This is a genomic window from Cupriavidus sp. CPT47-8839-RL05A, from assembly GCF_058792255.1.
Window position 1 is genome coordinate 56,590 of record NZ_JBYTEG010000022.1, and the last position, 20,152, is coordinate 76,741.

Annotated in this window: 13 protein-coding genes and 2 pseudogenes; 13 read left to right on the top strand and 2 right to left on the bottom strand. The window is 63.1% G+C overall.

Annotation, left to right across the window (positions count from 1 at the left end; translation table 11 throughout):
- The first annotated feature begins 384 nt into the window (after window positions 1–384).
- From AC3WVS_RS24460 to AC3WVS_RS24520, 13 genes and pseudogenes are all read left to right on the top strand, one after another.
- On the top strand, window positions 385–2,019 hold the full coding sequence (locus tag AC3WVS_RS24460; protein WP_492320679.1) for a methyl-accepting chemotaxis protein: 1,635 nt from the start codon (window positions 385–387) through the stop codon (window positions 2,017–2,019).
- A gap of 78 nt (window positions 2,020–2,097) precedes the next feature.
- On the top strand, window positions 2,098–3,063 hold the full coding sequence (locus tag AC3WVS_RS24465) for a threo-3-hydroxy-L-aspartate ammonia-lyase (RefSeq protein ID WP_492320680.1): 966 nt from the start codon (window positions 2,098–2,100) through the stop codon (window positions 3,061–3,063).
- 75 nt (window positions 3,064–3,138) lie between these two features.
- Window positions 3,139–4,368 (top strand): RtcB family protein, encoded by a 1,230-nt coding sequence (locus tag AC3WVS_RS24470; RefSeq protein ID WP_492320681.1) that lies wholly within the window; start codon window positions 3,139–3,141, stop codon window positions 4,366–4,368.
- Between the two features lie 45 nt (window positions 4,369–4,413).
- Window positions 4,414–4,590: pseudogene (locus AC3WVS_RS24475) on the top strand (IS3 family transposase); the annotation flags it as partial.
- Window positions 4,591–5,040: 450 nt separating this feature from the next.
- Window positions 5,041–5,238, top strand: a pseudogene (locus tag AC3WVS_RS24480) (nucleotide sugar dehydrogenase); the annotation flags it as partial.
- Window positions 5,239–5,443: 205 nt separating this feature from the next.
- The gene (locus tag AC3WVS_RS24485) at window positions 5,444–6,712 is read left to right on the top strand and encodes a flippase (protein ID WP_492320682.1); all 1,269 of its coding nucleotides are present in this window, start codon (window positions 5,444–5,446) and stop codon (window positions 6,710–6,712) included.
- On the top strand, window positions 6,705–7,937 hold the full coding sequence (locus tag AC3WVS_RS24490; protein ID WP_492320683.1) for an O-antigen polymerase: 1,233 nt from the start codon (window positions 6,705–6,707) through the stop codon (window positions 7,935–7,937). Before AC3WVS_RS24485 ends, AC3WVS_RS24490 begins: the two co-directional genes overlap by 8 nt.
- Window positions 7,930–8,874 carry a glycosyltransferase family 2 protein gene (locus AC3WVS_RS24495; protein WP_492320684.1) on the top strand — a complete coding sequence of 315 codons (945 nt, stop codon included), beginning with the start codon at window positions 7,930–7,932 and terminating at the stop codon, window positions 8,872–8,874. Before AC3WVS_RS24490 ends, AC3WVS_RS24495 begins: the two co-directional genes overlap by 8 nt.
- A gap of 514 nt (window positions 8,875–9,388) precedes the next feature.
- Window positions 9,389–10,534 (top strand): hypothetical protein, encoded by a 1,146-nt coding sequence (locus tag AC3WVS_RS24500; RefSeq protein ID WP_492320685.1) that lies wholly within the window; start codon window positions 9,389–9,391, stop codon window positions 10,532–10,534.
- Between the two features lie 216 nt (window positions 10,535–10,750).
- Window positions 10,751–11,260 (top strand): sigma-70 family RNA polymerase sigma factor, encoded by a 510-nt coding sequence (locus AC3WVS_RS24505; RefSeq protein ID WP_058698492.1) that lies wholly within the window; start codon window positions 10,751–10,753, stop codon window positions 11,258–11,260.
- A 6-nt stretch (window positions 11,261–11,266) separates the two neighbouring features.
- Complete coding sequence (locus tag AC3WVS_RS24510) at window positions 11,267–12,283, top strand: FecR domain-containing protein (RefSeq protein WP_492320686.1); 1,017 nt, start codon at window positions 11,267–11,269, stop codon at window positions 12,281–12,283.
- Between the two features lie 157 nt (window positions 12,284–12,440).
- A complete protein-coding gene (locus tag AC3WVS_RS24515) occupies window positions 12,441–14,609 on the top strand; it encodes a TonB-dependent receptor (protein ID WP_492320687.1) in 2,169 nt (722 codons plus the stop codon).
- A gap of 10 nt (window positions 14,610–14,619) precedes the next feature.
- The gene (locus AC3WVS_RS24520; RefSeq protein ID WP_492320688.1) at window positions 14,620–17,061 is read left to right on the top strand and encodes a TonB-dependent siderophore receptor; all 2,442 of its coding nucleotides are present in this window, start codon (window positions 14,620–14,622) and stop codon (window positions 17,059–17,061) included.
- Between the two features lie 158 nt (window positions 17,062–17,219).
- Here the strand turns inward: AC3WVS_RS24520 and AC3WVS_RS24525 are convergent, their stop codons facing one another.
- Window positions 17,220–18,212, bottom strand: coding sequence for a tripartite tricarboxylate transporter substrate binding protein (locus tag AC3WVS_RS24525; RefSeq protein ID WP_492320689.1), 993 nt, complete (start codon window positions 18,210–18,212; stop codon window positions 17,220–17,222).
- Window positions 18,213–18,255: 43 nt separating this feature from the next.
- Window positions 18,256–20,061 (bottom strand): phosphonate metabolism protein/1,5-bisphosphokinase (PRPP-forming) PhnN, encoded by a 1,806-nt coding sequence (phnN, locus tag AC3WVS_RS24530; protein ID WP_492320690.1) that lies wholly within the window; start codon window positions 20,059–20,061, stop codon window positions 18,256–18,258.
- Between the last annotated feature and the right edge of the window lie 91 nt (window positions 20,062–20,152).

The following is a 20,152-nucleotide window of genomic DNA, read 5'->3' on the forward strand; positions in this document are numbered from 1 at the left end:
ACACGGGCTCCGTATGCTGCCATGTCCTGGCGACGCAGTCGCCGCCTGGCCGAAGTAACTGTGCCTTGTTCGCGACATCCCAGCGTTGTCATTGGCTCACTTGTGATTGTTGATGCACTCTATGCGACCGTTCCTCCTGCTGGCGACTCCATGCCCCTCTCTGGTAGGGATCAGTTTGGCCCGTCGCGTCCGTTAGCCAGCGCAACAAAGAGCACCGATACGCCGGAAAGTGGCCAGGGCAAAGTACCCCGGCCAGATCGCGGACGCCGGGCCGACCAGCAGGAACGGGCGCGCAGTGTTGCATGCGGCAGTCGGGGGCATGCAGGGTTGGATTCAAAACAAACGAAGCGCATATGTCTGATTGGACGGTAAGGGGAAGGGATCATGAATTTCAGGAGTCTGTCTATCCGCACGCGGCTGCTGGCCGGGTTCGGCACGCTGGCGGGCATGGTGCTGGTGGTGTCGGCGTATTCGCTGCATGCGCTCGGCGATGCGACCGCAGGTTTCAATGACTATTTGAACGGGCTGAATGCCCGCGCTGACATGGCCGCGCAGGTGCGCAGCGCGGTGGACCGGCGTGCCATCGCGGCGCGCAACCTGGTGCTGGTGACCGACGCGGGCGAGCTGGAGCGCGAGAAGGCCGAGGCCCTGCGCGCGCACCAGGACGTGCAGACCCGGCTGGCGCGGCTGACCGAGATGGTGCGCCAGTCCGGCATCAGCGACGACGCGCGCAAGCTGGTGGAGGATGTGGTGAAGGTCGAGGCCCAGTACGGCCCGGTCGCCACGGGCATCGTCGGCCTGGCGGTGGAGCGCAAGATCGAGGAAGCCGTGTCCCGTATCGACAAGCAATGCCGCCCGTTGCTGGCGGCGCTGATCAAGGCGACCGACGCCTACGCCGAGTTCACCCTGGCGCGCCAGAAGGAGATGGAGCGCAGGCTGGAGGCGGATTATGAGCGCCAGCGCAACCTGCTGATCCTGATTTCCATGGTATCGGCGGCCATCGCCGTCGTTGGCGGCTTGCTGATTACGCGTGCCATCACGCGGCCGATCCAGCGCGCCGTGGACGTGGCCGGCGCCGTGGCCAGCGGCGACCTGGGCGCGCGCATCGAGGTCGATCGCGATGACGAGACCGGTCGCCTGCTTGCCGCGCTGCGCGACATGAACGAGCGCCTTACCGCCACCGTTACCCAGGTGCGCGCAGGCAGCGGCAATATTGCCGTGAGCACCAGCGAGATCGCGCGCGGCAACGCTGACCTGAGCAGCCGCACCGAGGAACAGGCGGCGTCGCTGGAAGAAACCGCGGCCAGCATGGAAGAGCTGACCGAGACCGTGCGCCAGAATACCGACAACGCCCGCCAGGCCAGCGAGCTGGCGCGCAGCGCGGCCGACGTGGCGCAGCGCGGCAGTGCCACGGTGCAGCGCGTGGTCGGCACGATGCAGGACATTAGTGCCAGCTCGTCCAAGATCGCCGAGATCACCGGCATCATCGAAGGCATTGCCTTCCAGACCAACATCCTGGCGCTGAACGCGGCGGTTGAGGCTGCGCGTGCAGGCGAGCAGGGCCGCGGCTTTGCCGTGGTGGCCAGCGAGGTGCGCGGCCTGGCGCAGCGCTCATCGAGCGCGGCCAAGGAGATCAAGGACCTGATCGAGGCGTCGGGACGCCAGGTGCACGACGGTGCGTCGCTGGCGGCAGAGGCCGGCCAGACCATGGCCGAGGTGACCCAGGCGGTGGCGCGCGTGACCGGCATCGTGGAAGAGATTGCCACGGCGTCGGCCGAACAGACCCGCGGCATCGAGCAGGTCAACCAGGCCATCGTGCAGATCGACCAGGTGACGCAGCAGAACGCGTCGCTGGTGAGTGAAGCTGCCAATGCGTCGCGCGCGCTGGAAGAGCAGGGCCGCGAACTCACTGAGGTGGTGGCGTTCTTCCGCCTGCCGGGCGAAGGCGGCGCCTCGCACCGGGGTGCCGATACGCTGGCCACGCAGCGGCGCGCGGCGCACAGGCTGGCCGCGGCATAGCGCCACGCCGGGGCGGCGTGGCTGCAAGGTGGCCCCGGGGCGGGTAAACTGGCCGGTCCCAGCCTCCTTGCCACCGCCATGACCGCCCTGCCTATCTCCTTCGACGACGTCGCTGCCGCCCACGAACGCATTCGCGCGGCGGCCCACCGCACCCCGGTGCTGACTTCCGCCACCGCTGACGCGGCCACCGGCGCGCAGCTGTTCTTCAAGGCCGAGAACTTCCAGCGCATCGGCGCCTTCAAGTTCCGCGGCGCCTACAACGCCATCGCCCAGTTCACGCCGCAGCAGAAGGCGGGTGGCGTGCTGGCGTTCTCTTCGGGCAACCATGCGCAGGCGATCGCGCTGTCGGCCCGGCTGCTGGGCGTGCAGGCGGTGATCGTGATGCCGCAGGACGCCCCCGCGATCAAGATCGAGGCCACGCGCGGCTACGGCGCCGAAGTGGTGCTGTACGACCGCTACCAGGACGATCGCGAGGCGCTGGGCCGGCGCATCGCCGCCGAGCGCGGCATGACGCTGATCCCGCCGTATGACCATCCGCACGTGATGGCGGGGCAGGGCACGGCCGCCAAGGAGCTGTTCGAGGAAACCGGCCCGCTGGACATGCTGGTGGTGTGCCTGGGCGGCGGCGGGCTGCTGTCTGGCTGCGCGGTGGCGGCGCAGGCGATGTCGCCCGGCTGCGCCGTGTATGGCGTCGAACCCGAGGCCGGCAACGACGGCCAGCGCAGCCTGCGCAGCGGCGAGATCGTCCGCATCGACACTCCGCGCACCATCGCCGATGGCGCGCAGACGCCGTTCCTGGGCAACCACACCTTTGCCGTGATCCGCGAACTGGTGACGGACATCGTCACGGTGTCGGATGCGGAACTGGTCGACACCATGAAGTTCTTCGCCGGGCGCATGAAGATCGTGGCTGAGCCCACCGGCTGCCTGGCCGCCGCCGCGGTGCTGCACGGCAAGCTGGATGTGAAGGGCAAGCGCGTGGGGGTCATCATCTCGGGCGGCAATGTCGACCTGGGCGCCTTCGGCAGCTTCCTGTTGGCTTGAGTCGGGCGGCAGGGAATCCTGGACTGGCCCTGGCCGTCTAACCTGCAATCCGCGACGACAAAGCCAGGGGCGGCCATGACGGACAAGCGCCACTATGACGTGCTGGACACCGGCGCCGGCAAGCCGGTCAAGCTGTGGACGCGCGGCGTCCCGGTGGAAGGCGCTGCCCGCGAGCAACTGCTGAACACGGCGCGGATGCCGTTCATCTTCCGCCATCTTGCGGTGATGCCGGATGTACATCTGGGCAAGGGCTCGACCATCGGCTCGGTGATCCCGACCGTGGGCGCGGTGATTCCCGCCGCGGTGGGCGTGGACATCGGCTGCGGCATGATGGCCGTGAAGACCTCGCTCACCGCCGCTGACCTGCCCGACAACCTCGGACCGCTGCGCAGCGCGATCGAGCACGCCGTTCCGCACGGGCGCACCGCGCAAGGCGGGCGGCGCGACCAGGGGGCCTGGGGCTCGGCGCCGGCGCCCGTTGACGCGGCATGGGCCGAAATGGCGCCGGGCTTTCAGCGCATCACCGACAAGTATCCGCACCTGGCGCGCACCAACCATCGCAATCACCTGGGCACGCTCGGCACCGGCAACCACTTTATCGAGGTGTGCCTGGACGAGGCCCAGTCAGTCTGGTTCATGCTGCACAGCGGCTCGCGCGGCGTCGGCAATGCTATCGGCACGACCTTCATTTCGCTGGCGCAGCAGGACATGCGCAAGCACCTCGCCAACCTGCCGGACCGCGACCTGGCCTACCTGGTCGAAGGCTCCACGCACTACGAGGACTACATCTTCGCCGTGTCATGGGCCCAGGCCTACGCGCGCCGCAACCGCGAGCTGATGATGGAGGCGGTGCTGGCCGCGGCGCAGCGCGTGCTGCGCAGGCCGTTCCAGGCGCGGCTGGAGGCGGTCAACTGCCACCACAACTACGTGCAGAAGGAACACCACTTCGGCGCCGACGTGCTGGTCACGCGCAAGGGCGCGGTCAGTGCGCGCGTGGGCGAGCTGGGCATCATCCCGGGATCGATGGGCGCGCGCTCCTTCATCGTGCGCGGCAAGGGCAACCCGGAATCGTTCTGCTCATGCAGCCACGGCGCGGGGCGCACCATGAGCCGCAGCGAGGCCAAGCGCCGCTTCACCGTGGCCGACCAGGTGCATGCGACCGAGGGGGTCGAATGCCGCAAGGACGCCGCGGTGATCGACGAGATCCCGATGGCGTACAAGGACATCGACGCGGTGATGGCGGCGCAGGCTGACCTGGTGGAGATCGTGCACACATTGCGGCAGGTGGTGTGCGTGAAAGGCTGAACGGCTGTTGCCCCCGCCGTGAGCGGCCTCTGGCAAGCCGGCGCTGCGGCGCCGGGGCTGATCCACCACTCCGACCGCGGCCGCCAAGCCTTCCAGGCCAAGCTTGCTGGCTATGGCATGGTCTGCTCGGTGAGTCGCAAAGCGAATTGTTGGGACAATGCCCCCAGCGAAAGCTTCTTCAATAGCTTGAAGAACGAGCGCGTGCACGGCCAGCGCTACCGCCATGGCACATGTGGGTGATTCTTAGTTCTCTTTACGACAGAGTGTACGGATTTTCATCGTTGTAAGGGGCTCGCCCGGACGGGGAACTTATAGCGAGTTGTGCTTGTGGTTCAGCCGAATGGCTGATCCGCTGCCCCGGGCTTGCTGGAGCGTTTCCTGATCGAATCCAGACATATATGAGCAAAATATGTCGCGTTAGTGAAGAATTGCGCGTAGATAGCTATGGCCCCGGCATCTGGGCGAAGCACCAACGTGCGGACCGCCTGGCATTAACTTGCTACTGGACTTTCGCGCGGACATACCTTGCTGACCGTGGGTCGATGGCGGCGTCGATGCGGCACCGAAGAAATGCTTATATGTGGTGCCGCACATAAATACTCTCTGACGCTGCCAGCACCGCCGATAATTCTTGAAACAAGAGAAGACGCCAGAACATCCATTTGTCCGGACCTGACCCACAAGGCTGAGATGCTGGGCTATCACCCGCAAGTCATTCTGGCCGGTGGTTGCATCAATGATGGCATGGCGGTGTGTGTGGCACAGCAGACGGTAAAGAAGATCATTCAGTCTGGAAACGCGGTGAAGCGTGCGAAGGTGATCGTCCTAGGACTGACCTTTAAGGAGAATTGTGCGTATTTGCACAATAGCTCTTGGCGACGTTGCATATGGTAAGTCACCGAGATATCGGAACTTCCGTCCTGGTGATATACGCGATAGTCAGGCCGATATTGTGAAAGCCAGAAATCTAATTGGTTACGATCCGAAATATCGTGTCAGAACAGGCATTGAGCAGGCGATGCCATGGTATCTGATGAGATTGCGAGGCTCGATCTCAGGTTGAAATCGGTAGATCATGCGGCTATCCCATATTTCGTGGAATCTAGCTGGATTGGCGCTCCCATTACTCGTCGCCGCTGTCACGGTCCCGCAACTCATACAGAAACTCGGGAACGAACGGTTTGGGTTGCTGGCGCTGGCATGGGGATTGATCGGCTATGCGGGTGCGCTAGATCTCGGGATCGGTCGTGCACTGACGCAGTTGGTATCCAGTCTACGGGGCGCAGACGATCTAGCGGATATCCCGGACGTGCTGGCGACAGCGCGGCGGATTACTCTTGTGACAGGGCTGGTCGGTGGTAGTTTCGTCGCGGCGACCGCGTTGCTGGGTGGATACGCTTGGATCGATGCGCATGGTACCCCCCCTCTTGAGATCCGCTCGGCCATGATATTGCTAGCGATTGCGTTACCGGCACAGGCGATGAGTGCCACCTATCGCGGCATGAACGAAGCCTTTCTGAACTTCAAAGGCATTAGTTTATTGCGCGCGGGACTCGGCGTAATCAATTTTGGTGGGCCGTATCTGGTGACCCTCTACACCAATCAACTTCCGTGGCTGATTGCAACGTTAGTAGTCAGTAGGGTTCTTGCCTTGTTCGCATTTGATCACTTAGCTGCCCGATGCATGCGGATTGGTGGGGTTGGATATAAGGGCGTCTATTCTTCGAAGATCGCGCGATCACTGTTCGCTTTCGGCGGATGGGTGACGGTCAGTAGCATAGTAAGCCCGATCTTAGTCCAAGCGGATCGTTTTGTTATCGCCTCGGTCATCTCTGCTGCAGCGGTGACTGTCTATGTTTTGCCGTACGAGATGGTGACGCAGAGCTTGATATTGGTGAGCTCAGTATCGTCCGTAATGTTCCCAACCTTGAGCCAGTTGATGCGTGAACGTCCTGGCGAGTGGCGCGCCTATTTTCGTCGCTGGTTATACATCATGATTGGATTAATGGCGGTGGTGAGCATATTAATGGCTTTGCTTCTGCCGGAGGTACTCTTATGGTGGATAAAGGATCATCTAAATTCCGAGTCAATTGTAATCGGTCAAGTGCTGTGTCTCGGAGTCTTTGCCAATGCGATCGGCTCCATGTTTTACGCGTTGATTCAGGCGGACGGGCGAGCCAATTTGACCGCAACATTGCACGTGATTGAATTGCCGTTTTTTGTTGTTGCGCTATATTTTCTCCTGAATAACTATGGTATTCATGGTGCGGCTTGGGCCTGGGTGGGTCGCATGGTTTTCGACGCCAGCGCGTTAGCATACTATTCCAGGAGGCGGAATGTTTGAGATATTGTTGCTCATTACGTTGGCGGGGCTGCTGACAGCGAGTCGGCGGCAATTGGGATTCGGGAATCCATTTCAGATTTACTTCTTCGTTTGGTTCTTTTTGCTCTTTGGATATTATTTGTCTCGGGATACTTTTATCTCGGTTTCGGTAGAATTTATCCTTATTATTTTGACGGCAAAGCTTCTTGCGTTGTTTATTATGATCTCATGCTGTCTCCGACTTCGGGTGGGGGGCGCAGAAGTTTGGCGGCACGGGGTCATTGCGAGAAAGAGTAGATTTATTGACCTGGCGCAGTTAGTGGCGATCATTGCGCTCCCGTTCGTCTACGGGCGAGCTACGGAAATTGCGGATGGTGAGAGCATTTTTACTGTGTTGGGTTATATAAAACTCCGTGCGGCGATAACGGAGGATGGGGAGGGTTATGGGATATTGGCATACTTGTGGGTACTTTCTTTTGTGACTACCTCCGTGTCGATATTTCTTTACCGCCAATCAAATTTGGGAGGTGGTCGCCTGTGGCTTTCCGTCGCGGTGAGTCTATGTTACTGCTATCTCAGCACTGGTCGGACATACATCTTGTTCTTTTTGTGTCTGGCTCTTGTTCCGTTGATGAATGTTGGTGCAATTCGTATGCGTGGGTTACTCATCGCGCTGGTTATCTTTGCGGCTTTATCGATATTTGTAGCGGCGATGACTGCGAAGGGGATTTCCGCGGATGAGGGTATTGCGGAGAATATTGAGTCTTTTCTCGAAAGCCTGAGAGGCTATGTAGTTGGTCCGTTTCTTGCATTTTCCCGACTTGTGGAATGGAATCCGGATTTAAGTTGGGGGGAGAATACGTTTCGCTTGTTTGTGTCCCTTCAATATGCCCTGGGTATTTCAGATAAGGCCCCGGTATCTTTGGTCAAAGGATATGCGTTCGTACCGGATCCAACCAATGTGTATACGGTATACGAGGTTTATTTTCGAGACTTTTCGTACATCGGCGTGCTAATTCCGCCGGTGTTTTTGATGGTGCACTATTGGTTGTATAGGAGAGCGCGTTCGAGCGGTGGAGTCTGGATCTTTTATTATTCGGCTTCGGTGTACCCGTTGGTGATGCAGTTCTTCCAGGATCAGTATTTTTCGTTGCTATCAACCTGGATTCAGGTCTGGTTTTGGTATTGGCTGTTTATGACACCGTACCGATTCAGATGGCAAAAGGGAGGGCTCGGTCATGCTTGATATTGTTTTGGTTAATTGGAATAGCCGAGGGCAACTCTCGGATGCAATCACAAGCATTGTGCAGCATCACGGCGGATTGGTTAAATCGGTAATTATTGTCGATAATGCCTCAAGTGACGATTCTCTGTCGTTGGCAAAGGTGGTGGCGTCTAATTCACCATTTGATGTAAAGGTAATAGTTAATACCTGGAATCGCGGCTTTGGCGCGGCCTGCAACCAAGGCGCGGCGCTTGCTGAGGGAGAGTTTGTGCTCTTCTTGAATCCGGATGCGAGAATATTTTCCGAGTCGTTGCTCAGACCCTTGACTTACCTTAAGGAACCTGGGGCGGCGGACGTGGGGATTGTCGGTGTTTCACTTGTGGATGAGAAGAATCAGGTGGCTCGCAGTTGCTCGCGTTTTCCGACGGTGGCATCTTTTTTTGTCAACGCTACCGGACTTAATCGCCTTCCAGGCCTGCAGCGATGGACGCAAGCCATGGTGGAATGGCCTCACGATTCGAATAGGCAAGTAGACCAGGTGATAGGAGCTTTCTTTTTAATGCGTCGTGACCTATTTATGGCACTGCACGGATTTGACGAACGATTCTTTGTTTACTTTGAAGAGGTTGATTTATCGCTACGTGCTCGTCAAGCCGGATTCCGGAGCATGTATATAGCTGACGTCCAGGCGTATCACGCTGGCGGCGGCACCTCGCAACAGGTAAAGGGGCATCGGTTGTTTTACTCTTTGCGTAGCCGCTTACTTTACGGGTTCAAACATTTTAAGCGGATACCTGCGTGGACGTTGGTTTTTGTAACTCTTTGCTTGGAGCCGTTAAGTCGCATAGGTTTTTCGCTAATCGCCGGTAGAATTGATGATGCTCGCAATACGTTGATGGCCTATCGTATGCTGATTGCTGATCTCGGCGATATATTGATGAGGGCGAGCCGGCCGTGAAAGTACTTGTGCGCTCTCGCTATGAGCCAACGGGGGAGGCGCTTGTATCAATTCCTGTCTGCGCATCAAGCGAAAGACGTGGAACCCGTCATCGCTCCATTAGTGTGCGATGAAAAGCTGACGGAAGAATACCGCTCTGGTGGATACCGGGTAGCTAGCTTGATCGATGCGAGAGTGGAGTTGCCAGGATATGAGTAATAGGCGGAGGATTCTTTTCGGAGGACTTGCAACGAGCATCGGTGTTTCGCTGCTCCGGTGGCAAACAAGTCTCGCAGGCACTGAGGAGCGCTCTCCGTCGCATCGTCCGGGGGATGAACCGACAAGCGTAAGAAAGTTTGGTGCGCGGGGAGATGGTGTTGCCGATGACACTGCTGCCGTCGCGGCTGCCGTGGCGGGGATTAGGGATGGCGGCACGTTAGTGTTTCCGGCCGGCGGTCGCTACAGGCTGACGGAGGTGGACCTTACTGGAAAGGCGGTCACGCTCATTGCGTACGGGGCCGAAATCATATGTGCCATGGAAGGCAAGGGAGCTATCAGGAAAAGCGATCACGGAAAGAAGCTGACAATCTGCGGTGGCAGATTCACTGGACGGGGTATCGGCGTCAGGTGGGTGACCGGCACCAGCACTACTCAATACGATGATTTCTTGCTGGTCGGCGTCAAATTCATGAATGCCGACTACGGCGTGTATCTCGATGGGGTGCGCGAGGGGGCGCTAGTTGGATGTTCCTTTGACGGTACGTTTGGTAACAAGGGGGTCTATCGTGTCAGGACAGTCAATACGCAGCTTATAGGCTGTAATTGGAAGAATACGGCGTACATGGTTAATGATGACGGTGACTACAGCCCTTATTCTGCTGGTCTGGTTATCAATGGCGGTGTCGCCATCGGCTGTGCAACTGGCGTCTATTCGCAGGGAACTGATTTGGTAACAATCACTGGGGGAGTGGTTATTGACTATTGTGATGCCCCCGTTGTGCTACGTGGGGTTGACTGCGTCGAGATCAACGGTGGGTGCTACCTATCAAGTCGCGCGCTTCGCGGGGGGGGATCTAATCCCGCGTTGGATGTCAATTTGGCTGACAACGGCGACCCCACGAGAAATCTCAAGATTGGCTTTATTTCAGCACTGAACCATTCGAACGGTGCCGGAGCTGATTGCATCAGGCTGCGGGGCGTGGCCTCGGGATTCTTGGTGCACTGTACGATTTCATTCTTTAGACGGTTTGGGATCGATTTCGCTGGCTGCACACGCTTCCAGGTTAACGAGAACACGCTGGCTCGAGGGGCGGGCTCGCCTGCCACGATGGCAATCATTGAGTCGGCGGATGGTGACAGTAGCAACGGCGTGAGTCGAAATGATACTGGGGGGCTGCGGATATCTACGCTATTCGCTAGGGTTGAAGGCAACCTAGGGTTCGCTACCGAGGGATGTGGCGAGGCAATGGCAGCTGCAGATGCATCTGCCATGACGGTGAAGCATGGTTTGAGCTATACCCCGTCTAAGAGCGAAATTGTATTGACAGCGACCAACCGAGAGGCAGCGAATGCCAGGCCGTATATCGCGGCCGTATCACCTACTACATTCACGATCGGTTTTGCATCTGCTACGACGTCAAGTGCGAGCGTCGCTTGGCATGTAAAGAGAAAAACGTTCTGACGGGGCGCTGGGTACCCAGCGCGGCCGTGATTCACTTGGGATCGTGAGGGAGCGGTTCCGCCCAGCAGCGGCCCGCGGGCCGCTGCGAAGGGGTGAGGGGGCGAGCGTTGCCAGGAAGCGCTTGCGGCATCCGTGGATTCCGCCTTAAAATAGAAATAATTCTCATTTGCATAGTGCGCGCATCGTTGGGTGCGGAAATGAACGAGGGTTTCGCAGGTGGGCGCCGCCGACATTCCGGGCAATCAGCAGGTTCATGTTCTCTATTGCGATCACCACCGGTGGTTGCAGGGGTGGCTGCGCCGTCAGCTTGGCAATGCCTGCGACGCTGCTGATCTCGCCCAGGACGTATTCCTGCGCCTGTTGCGGCGTGAACCCTGCGATATCCGCGAGCCGCGCACCTACCTGAGCACCATCGCGCGCGGGCTGGTCATCGAACACTGGCGCCGCCGCGAACTGGAACTGGCGTGGCTGGAGACGCTGGCCCAGCTGCCCGAACCACAAGCGCCGTCGCCTGAGAGCCGGCTCCAGTTTCTCGAGACGCTGATCGCGATCGACCGCATCCTCGATGCCTTGAAGCCGCGGGTGCGCACCGCATTCCTGTGGGCGCAGCTCGAAGGGCTGAGCTGCCGCCAGATTGGCGAGCGTCTGGGGGTATCGCTGGCCACGGCGGAACGTTACGTGGCCACGGCGCTGCGGCATTGCTACACGCTGCGCTTTGGCGAGTAGGCGCCGGTGACCGATCCAGGCAGGCCCGCGCAGCCGCGGCCTGAGCTCTCTGTTCCGTCCGATGTCGTCGACCAGGCCATCCGCTGGATGGTCAAGCTCGACTTTGGCGAGGGCGATGCCGTTGCGCACAAGGGTTTTGCACAATGGCTGGCCGCCAGTCCGCTGCATGGCGTGGCCTGGCAACGCGTGCAGGGTCTGAAGGACGATTTCAGCCGGATGCCGCCGGCCCTGGCGCTCGATACGCTGAAGACCGTGGGCAAGCGTCGTGGCACGCGCGGCATCCGGCGGCGCCAGGCTATCAAGATCCTTGCGCTGGCTGGTGTTTCGGTACTGGCTGCCGGCGCAGCGCGCGAGCTGGCCCCGTGGCAGCGCCTGCTGGCCGATGCCAGCACCGCCACCGGCGAGCAGCGCACGGTGCGGTTCGACGACGGCAGCACGATCGTGCTGAATACCGACACCGCGATCAGCACCCGCTTCGACGCCACGCGACGCGTCGTGACGTTGCGGCGTGGAGAGATCCTGGTTGCCACCGGCCACGATACGCCCGTTGCAATGCGGCCGTTCTGGGTAGAGACGCCATTTGGCGGACTACGCGCCCTGGGCACGCGCTTTGTGGTGCGGCTGGAGGACGGGCACGCGCGCGTCAGCGTGCTCGAAGGGGCGGTCGCCCTGCATCCCGCCAACGGCCGGGCCGCCGATGACAACGCAAAGGTGGCGCGAGCCGGCACGAACTGGTGGCTCGCAGCCGACGGCAGCGCACCAGCACCGGCCCGGCCGTTCACGGACGACGGCTGGGCCGAAGGCGTGATCGCCGGCAACGACATGCGGCTTGCGGACCTGCTGGCCGAGCTGTCGCGCTACCGGAGCGGGCGCATCGTCTGCGACCCGTCCGTGGCGGACCTGCGCGTGTCCGGCGCATACCAGGTGCGAGACACCGATCGGGCACTGGCATTCCTTGCGCAGGCGCAGCCCATCAGCATTCGCTACCGCACGCGCTTCTGGGTCAGCGTGGGGCCGCGCTGAACCACGATGCCGGGCGGGCGAGAAATATTTTCAGGAAAAGTGAGGGGATTCCGGTTCTCGACCGGCCAACAGCATAGGAAACCAAAACCTGTCGCTGCCGGAGAGAATGATGTCTGTATCTTGTTTTACCCACGCCCGCCCTGCAAAGTCGCCTCGCATGGCCTGCACGCCGCAACCCCGGCCGCTGGCCATCGCGCTGCACCGTGCCTGCGTCTGCCTGACCTTGGGGGCCGCCGTGGCACCGTTTGAAGCCCTGGCGCAGGCCGCCGATCCACAAACGCTGCCGGCCGTGACCGTCAGCGCCAGCGCCGATGGCGCCGGCGACCTGCCCGCGGCGTACGCGGGCGGACAGGTCGCGCGCGGCGGCCGGCTCGGGCTGCTTGGCAACAAGGGGGTGATGGACACCCCGTTCGCGACGACCAACTACACCGCACAACGCTTGGAGGACCAGCAAGCCGTGACGCTGGCGGAAGTGCTGGGGAGCGACCCGTCCACGCGCTTCACCGGCCAGATCGGCGGCGTGACCGATTCGTTCTACATCCGCGGCTTCCCGATCAACGAGGGCAACCTGTCCGAGGTGGCCTTCGACGGCGTCTACGGGGTCTCGCCCAACTATCACCTGTTCACCGAATACCTGGAGCGGGTCGAGGTGCTCAAGGGCCCGGCCGCCTTACTGTATGGCATGTCGCCCAACAGCGGCGTGGGCGGCGTGGTCAACGTGGTGCCCAAGCGCGCGCTGGCCACGGACCTGACGCGCTTTACGCTGGACTATGCTTCCGACGCGCAGGTGGGCGGCGCCGTCGACCTGAGCCGCCGCTTCGGCGAGAAGCGCGAATGGGGGGTGCGCTTCAACGGGCTGCACCGCCAGGGCCCGACCCCGCTGGACCACCAGAAGTCGCGCGCCGAGGTGGCCGCATTGTCGCTGGACTATCAGGGCGAGCGCCTGCGCGCCTCGCTCGACGTGATCGAGCAGTACCAGTGGGTCGATGCTCCCACGCGTCCGTTCCTTGTCGCCCCGGGCGTGGAGGTGCCAGCGGCACCTGACGGCCGGCGCAATGTCTCGCAGCCATGGGGCTGGTGGAAGTCCAACGACCTCTCGACGCTGCTGCGCGCCGAGTACGACCTGACTGACAACGTCACCATCTTTGCCGATGCCGGCGGCACCCGCTCGGACGTGGCGCGCTTCTCCGACCAGACCCCCACCATCCTGAACGCCGGCGGCGACACCTCGGCCGTGCCGCAGAACTGGAAGTTCCGGATCAATCGCTCCTCGTTCGATACCGGTGTGCGGGCCAGATTCGGGACCGGCTCAGTCAGGCATGCACTGGCGCTGCAGGCCAACCTCTACACGGACAGGATCGCGAGTGCCAGCAGAGCGGGCACGGCGGTGCGGTCCAATATCTATGACCCGGTCGCCAGCCCCGAGCAGAGCGTGGCAGCACCCGCCTCCGTGCCCAAGGTGTCGGACTCCACGCTGTCCGGCGTGGCGCTGGCCGACACGCTGAGCGCATTCGACGAGCGCCTGCAGCTGACGCTGGGCCTGCGCTACCAGCAGGTAAAGTCCGGCAACTACAGCAGCAGCGGCGCCAAGACCGCTTCGTATGACGAGAGCGCGGTCACGCCGCTGGCCGGCATCGTGTACAAGCCCTGGCAGCATGTGTCCCTGTACGCCAACTACGTGGAAGGCCTGAGCAAGGGCGATATCGCGCCCGCCACCGCGTCGAACGCGGGCCAGGTGTTCGCACCGTACAAGACCAAGCAGCAGGAGGTGGGCGTGAAGCTCGATGCCGGCAAGGTCATGGCCACGCTGGCGGTGTTCCGCATGAGCAAGCCCAGCGGCCAGCTGTTCGGCACGGTCTATGCGATCGACAGCGAGCAGCGCAACCAGGGCATCGAGCTCACGCTGTCCGGGGAAGCCTGGAAGGGTGTGCGCCTGCTCGGCGGCGTGACCCTGCTGGACGGCGAGCTGACCAAGACCAACAGCGCCGCGACCCTCGGCAACCGCCCGGTGGGCGTGCCCAAGGTGATGGCCAACGCGGGCGCCGAGTGGGACCTGCCGTGGGTACAGGGCCTGACGCTGACCGGCGCGGTGAACTACACCGGCAATGCTTACGTCAACCAGGCCAATACCCAGCACGTGCCGTCGTGGACCACGGTGGACCTGGGCGCGCGCTACCGCACCAAGGTCAGCGGTCATGCCACCACCTTCCGCGCGGCGCTGATCAACGCCTTCGATCGCAAGTACTGGTCGGGCGTGGCATCGTACGGGACCATTTCGCAGGGTGTCCCGCGCACCTTCATGGCGTCCGTGGCCGTGGACTTCTGAGCGGAGCGGCGTGAGGAAGCGGCAGTCGCAACGATCCCCGGGCGCGGTGTGGCGCACGCGGAGCGCTTCGGCCGCCGCGGGGGCGTGGCTCGCTGTCCTGACGCTGGGGACCGCCGCGCTGCCGGCGCTGGGGCAAGACAAGGGCAGTGCCGTCGCCATGCGCGCCTTCGCCATCGCGCCCGGCCCGCTCACGGTCACGCTGAACCGCTTTGCCAGCGCCGCCGGCATCAATCTGTCCTACGATGCCGCGCAGCTGGCCGGGCTGCGCAGCGAGGGGTTGCATGGCAGCTATGCCGTTCCCGAGGGCTTTCACGTGCTGCTGGCCGGCACCGGGCTGGAGGCTGTGCCGATGGACGGCGGCGGCTACGCCGTGCGCCGCGCCGCGGTGCAAGGTGAACGCGCGCCCGCAACGCTGCCCGAGGTGCGCGTCGTCGGCACGCATGACAGCGAACCGCCGTTGCTGGCCGGTGGACAGGTCACACAAGGCGTGCGCCTGGGTTTGCTCGGCAACACCGACAACATGGATGCACCGTTCAATGCCGTGGGCTACAGCGCCGGCTTCATCGAAAACCAGCAGGCACGCACCGTTGGCGACGTGCTGGCCAACGATGCATCGGTGCGCTATGTCAGCCAGCCCGGCGGCATCCTGGATGCGTTCAGCATCCGCGGGTTTCCGGTGGGCAACGGCAACTTCGGCGAGATCGCGTTCGATGGCATCTATGGCGTGGCGTCCAACTATCGCGTTTCCACCAGCTATGTCGAGCGCGTGGAACTGATCAAGGGCCCCACGGCGGTGCTCAACGGCATGGCGCCCAGCGGCAGCGTGGGCGGCGGCATCAACATCGTGCCCAAGCGCGCGGGTGCCGTCGACGTGACGCGCTTCACGGCCGACTACGCGGCGGCGTCGCAGTTCGGGGGCAGCGTGGATATCAGCCGCCGCCTGGGCAGTGCCAGCCAGTTCGGCATTCGCTTCAATGGCAGCTACCTGGGTGGCGGTACCGCGCTCGACAACCAGTCGCGCCGCGCCACCTCGGGCGCGCTGGCGCTGGACTACCAGGGCGAGCGCTTGCGCACCACGCTGGATCTGATCGGCCAGCGCGAACGGATTTCCGCGCCGTCGCGGTTGCTGCATATCGTGCCAGGCATCGCCGTGCCCGACGCGCCGGATGGCCGCCGCAATATCTCGCAGCCGTGGGAGCAATCCCATATCCGCGACGGCTCGCAGCTGCTGCGCGCGGAATACGACCTTGCCGACGGCGTGACCTGGTTTGCCGATGCCGGTGGCGGGCAGACGCACGTGGCGCGGCTGTTTGTCATCACGCCAACCATCATCGATGCCGCGGGCGATGTGGCGGTAGCCGACTCCAACTATCGCTTCCAGGTGGCGCGTGTCAGCGCCGACACCGGCGTGCGCGCGCGTTTCCAGACCGGCCCCGTGAGTCACCAGCTCAGCGTCGTGGCCAGTGGCTACCACGACAAGCTCGGGCGCGCGTACAACACTGCCAGCACGACCGCGCTGACCAACCTCTACGCGCCCGCGACGCTGCCGTTCCAGGATGTGCCGGCGCCGTCTGGCGTGCCGACGGTATCGAAGACACGGCTCACCGGCGTGGCATTGGCCGATACGCTCTCGGTCCTTGACCGCCGCCTGCAACTGACGCTTGGCCTGCGCCGCCAGCGTGTGCAGTCGGACAACTTCAACGCGGACGGAGGACTGGCCTCGCGCTACGACCAGGGCGCGTGGACGACGCTGGCGGGGTTGGTGGTCAGGCCCTGGCAGCAGGTATCGTTCTACGCCAATCGTATCGAGGGGCTCAGCAAGGGCGAAATCGCGCCGGGTAGTGCCAGCAATGCCGGTGAAGTGTTCGCCCCGTACAAGTCGCGCCAGTACGAGGTAGGGGTAAAGCTGGAACAAGGCGGCATGCGCGCCACCATCAGCGCATTCCAGATCAGCAAGCCCGGCGGGGAGCTTGCTGGCTCGTGGTTCGCCGTCAACGGCGAGCAGCGTAGCCGGGGTCTCGAGTTCGGGCTGTACGGCGAGCTCGCCAGCAACGTGCGCTTGCTGGCGAGCGCTGCACTGCTTGACGCAACCATCACCCGCGACGCGGACGCCGGCACGGTGGGCAGGTCCGTCATCGGCGCCCCGTCGCTGCAGGTGAACCTTGGCGCCGAATGGGATGCCGCCTGGCTTCCCGGCCTGACACTGAGCGGCGCGCTTGCCTACACCGGGCGCCAGTATGTTGACCAGGCCAATACCCAGAGCTTGCCAGCCTGGACGCGCGTGGACCTGGGTGCGCGCTACCGGACCAGGATGGCCGGGAAAGACGCGATTCTTCGCCTCTATCTGCGCAATGTGTTCGACCGCCGTTATTGGGCGGCGGTGGACAGCTATGGCGGCCTGGCCATTGGCGAGCCGCGCACGTTGATGATGTCGGCGACGGTCGGCTTCTGATCCGGCCTGGAGGCGGCCCGGCGCCACCGGATCGTCGCGGCCATCCCGCAGGCACGAACACGCTCTCACGGGGGCTGGCTTGCGCCCGCGTGGCAACGATGTACTACGGGAAGTCGGGGGGATCCGCCTGCTGTGGCCTGGCCGGTGCCCCAGCCGGGTCAGTCGACGAGCAGATTGATCTTCGTCGTGAATTTCTGCCAGCGATCGATGTCGGAACTCACCAGCTTCTGGAATTCAGCGGGCGTGCTTGTCGTCGTGGCAAAGCCGAGTTGCGTCAGCGATGCCTTGACCTCGGGCTTGGCGATGGCCCTGGCGATTTCCGTGTTGAGCCTTTGCACGATCTCGGGCGGCGTATTTGCCGGGGCGAGGATGCCGAACCATTGGTCGACGTCATAGCCGGCCACGCCAAGCTCGCTCACGGTGGGTACGTCGGGCAGGAACGGCGAGCGTGCCTTCGACGTGACGGCCAGCGCGCGCAGCTTGTTGCTTTTCAGGTAGGGGATGGTGTTGGTCAGCGTGTTGACGCTGACATCGGCCTGGTTGCCGAGTACGTCGGCGATGGCGGGGGCGCAACCCTTGTATGGCACGTGCAGCATGTCCATCCTTGCCGAAACCTTGAGCAGTTCGCCTGCCAGATGCTGCGGGGTGCCGTTGCCGCACGACGCATAGCTGGGAGGGGAGGCGCTCTTGCCCGCCGCCAGCAGGTCGCTGAAAGTGCGGAGTTTCGAGTGCGATGGCACGGCGATCACCGATGGCACCGAAGCGAAGGTGATGACGGCGCTGAAATCGGCCTTCGGATTGAACTGCAGCTTCTTGAAGACGCTCGGGTTGATGGCAAAGCTGCTGTTGACGATAAGCAGCGTATAGCCGTCGGCGGGACTCTTGGCGACGAACTCGGCGCCAATATTGCCGCTGGCGCCGGGCCGGTTGTCGATCACCACCGGCTGCCCCAGCGACTTGCTGATGTCGGCCCCGATCAGGCGCGCGAGAGAATCGGTCCCCCCTCCGGCCGGGAACGTCACCACCATGCGGATCGGCTTTTGCGGGAAGGTACTGGCGATATTGGCTTCGGCGCGCCCGGGCAGGGTGCCCAGGCTGCCTGCGACAAACAGGAGCGATGCCAGACTGCTGACGACGGATAGGGGTCTCATTGATATGCCTCGTCGGTTAGGGTGAAGGAAGCGGGAAAGCCGGTCAATCGGGGTCTATACGCACCGCCTGGCAGCACTCGCCGCCGGCGCGCACCAGTGCCGCAGCCGCCTCTAGCGCTTCAGCGAAGCCGGCGTGAATACGGTAGAGCGGTTGCCCTGGCGCCACCCTTGCACCGATCGCGCACAGCATGTCGACCCCGGCACCGCCATCGCGCGGCGCGCCGGCGGCGCGCGCCACGCCGGAAATCTGCAGGCCATCGACGCCCGTGACCCGGCCCTGCGTGGCGGCGGGAACGACCAGCGTATGCGTACCCGGCGCCACTGGATCGCAGCGAACGCCCTGCGCGGCGGCGATGCGCTCGAACGCGGCCCTGGCCTTGCCTTCATGCAGCAGCGCCGCCGCAATTTGCATGCCGTGTTCGGGGGAGCCCACGCGGGGATCGAATGCGATGATTTCGCCGGCAAAGCGCAGGGCCTTGTCACGCAGGTCGGCGGGCGCATCGGGAGCGTTGTCGAGCACGAGTCGGACGTCGCGCACTTCCAGTGCGGGGCCGATGCCGCGCCCGATCGGGCGGCTGCCGTCCGTGACCAGTGCGCGTACGTGCAGGCCCAGTCCCTTGCCGACGTGTTCGAACAGCGCGCCCAGCGCATCGGCGTCGGCGCGCGTTGCCAGCTTGGTTTGCGGCCCGTAGGGCAGGTCGACGATGACATGGGTGGCGCCGGCGGTGTACTTCTTCGACAGGATCGACGCCACCGACCAGCGCCGCGAATCCAGCCGCAGCGGCCGCGTGATGGCGTTCATCACATCGTCGACCACGGAATGGTTCAGCCGTCCGTTCCAGGCGATGCAGGCGCGCGCCTGGGCCACGCAGCGGCGCACGTCCTCGTGCGCCAGGTCGACCCGTGCGATGGTCTCCATGGCATCGGCGGTGCCGGCGGCAGAGGTGATCGCGCGCGACGATGTCTTGGGCATCGCCAGCCCGTAGGCCGCGACAATCGGCACCACGATCAGCGTGATGCGGCTGCCGGGAACGCCGCCCATCGAATGCTTGTCGACGACTACCGGTTCGTCCCAGTCGATGCGGGGTGTGAAGGTGGTACGCGCGCGCGCCAGTGCCACCACTTCCTCGTCCGTGAGCGTGCGGGTTGCGGCAACGAGGAACTCGGTCAGCTCGGCCTCGGTGTAGCGCCCGGCGATGGCGTCCTGCAGCACGGCGACGTAGGCAGCTTCGTCGAGCGGCTCGCCGCGCAGCTTGGCCATCAGGTTGGTGCGGCTGGCCGGCCGTTCGGCGGCGGATGCCCTGGTGCCGTTGCGCAAGGCTTCGACAAAGCGTGCCGTGCCTGCTTCCAGCGTGCTGTCGTTCGACACCGTGATACACGGGACGTGTGGCGGCACCGGAGCTCCCGCGCGTGCCACGCGGCTGGCAACCTGGTCGCCCGATTCCCGCCCGCGTGCGGCAATGCGCCGGGCAAGCACGTCATGTGGTGCCGTTACCAGGACCACCACGAAACGAGGCAAGCGCGCCGCAAGTTCCGCGATAACGCCGCGCGAGCCATTGGCCACGACGTTGCGGCCGTGTTCGAGCTCGCACATCAGGGACCTGGGCAATCCGTAGCGCAGGTCGTGCGCGTCCCAGGTCACCAGGAACTCTCCGCTTCGCTGGCGCCGCGCGAACTCGGTCTCCGTGACACCTTCGTGCTCTTCGCCAGCAGACCCGTCGGGACGCGTGATGACGCGCCGCGCAAAAACGTAGTCGCCGTCGAGCGCGGCACGTGCACCGTCGATCAGGGAGTCCTTGCCAGCGCCACTGGGCCCCACAACAAAGAAGAATGTGCCGGTCGCCTTCATGAGCATTACCTTAGATGTCGAAGTTATGTGGCTATGCTAGCACCGGCCAGGGGGGTGTCAAGATAAGTTCGATGTCTAAGGTAATGCAAGC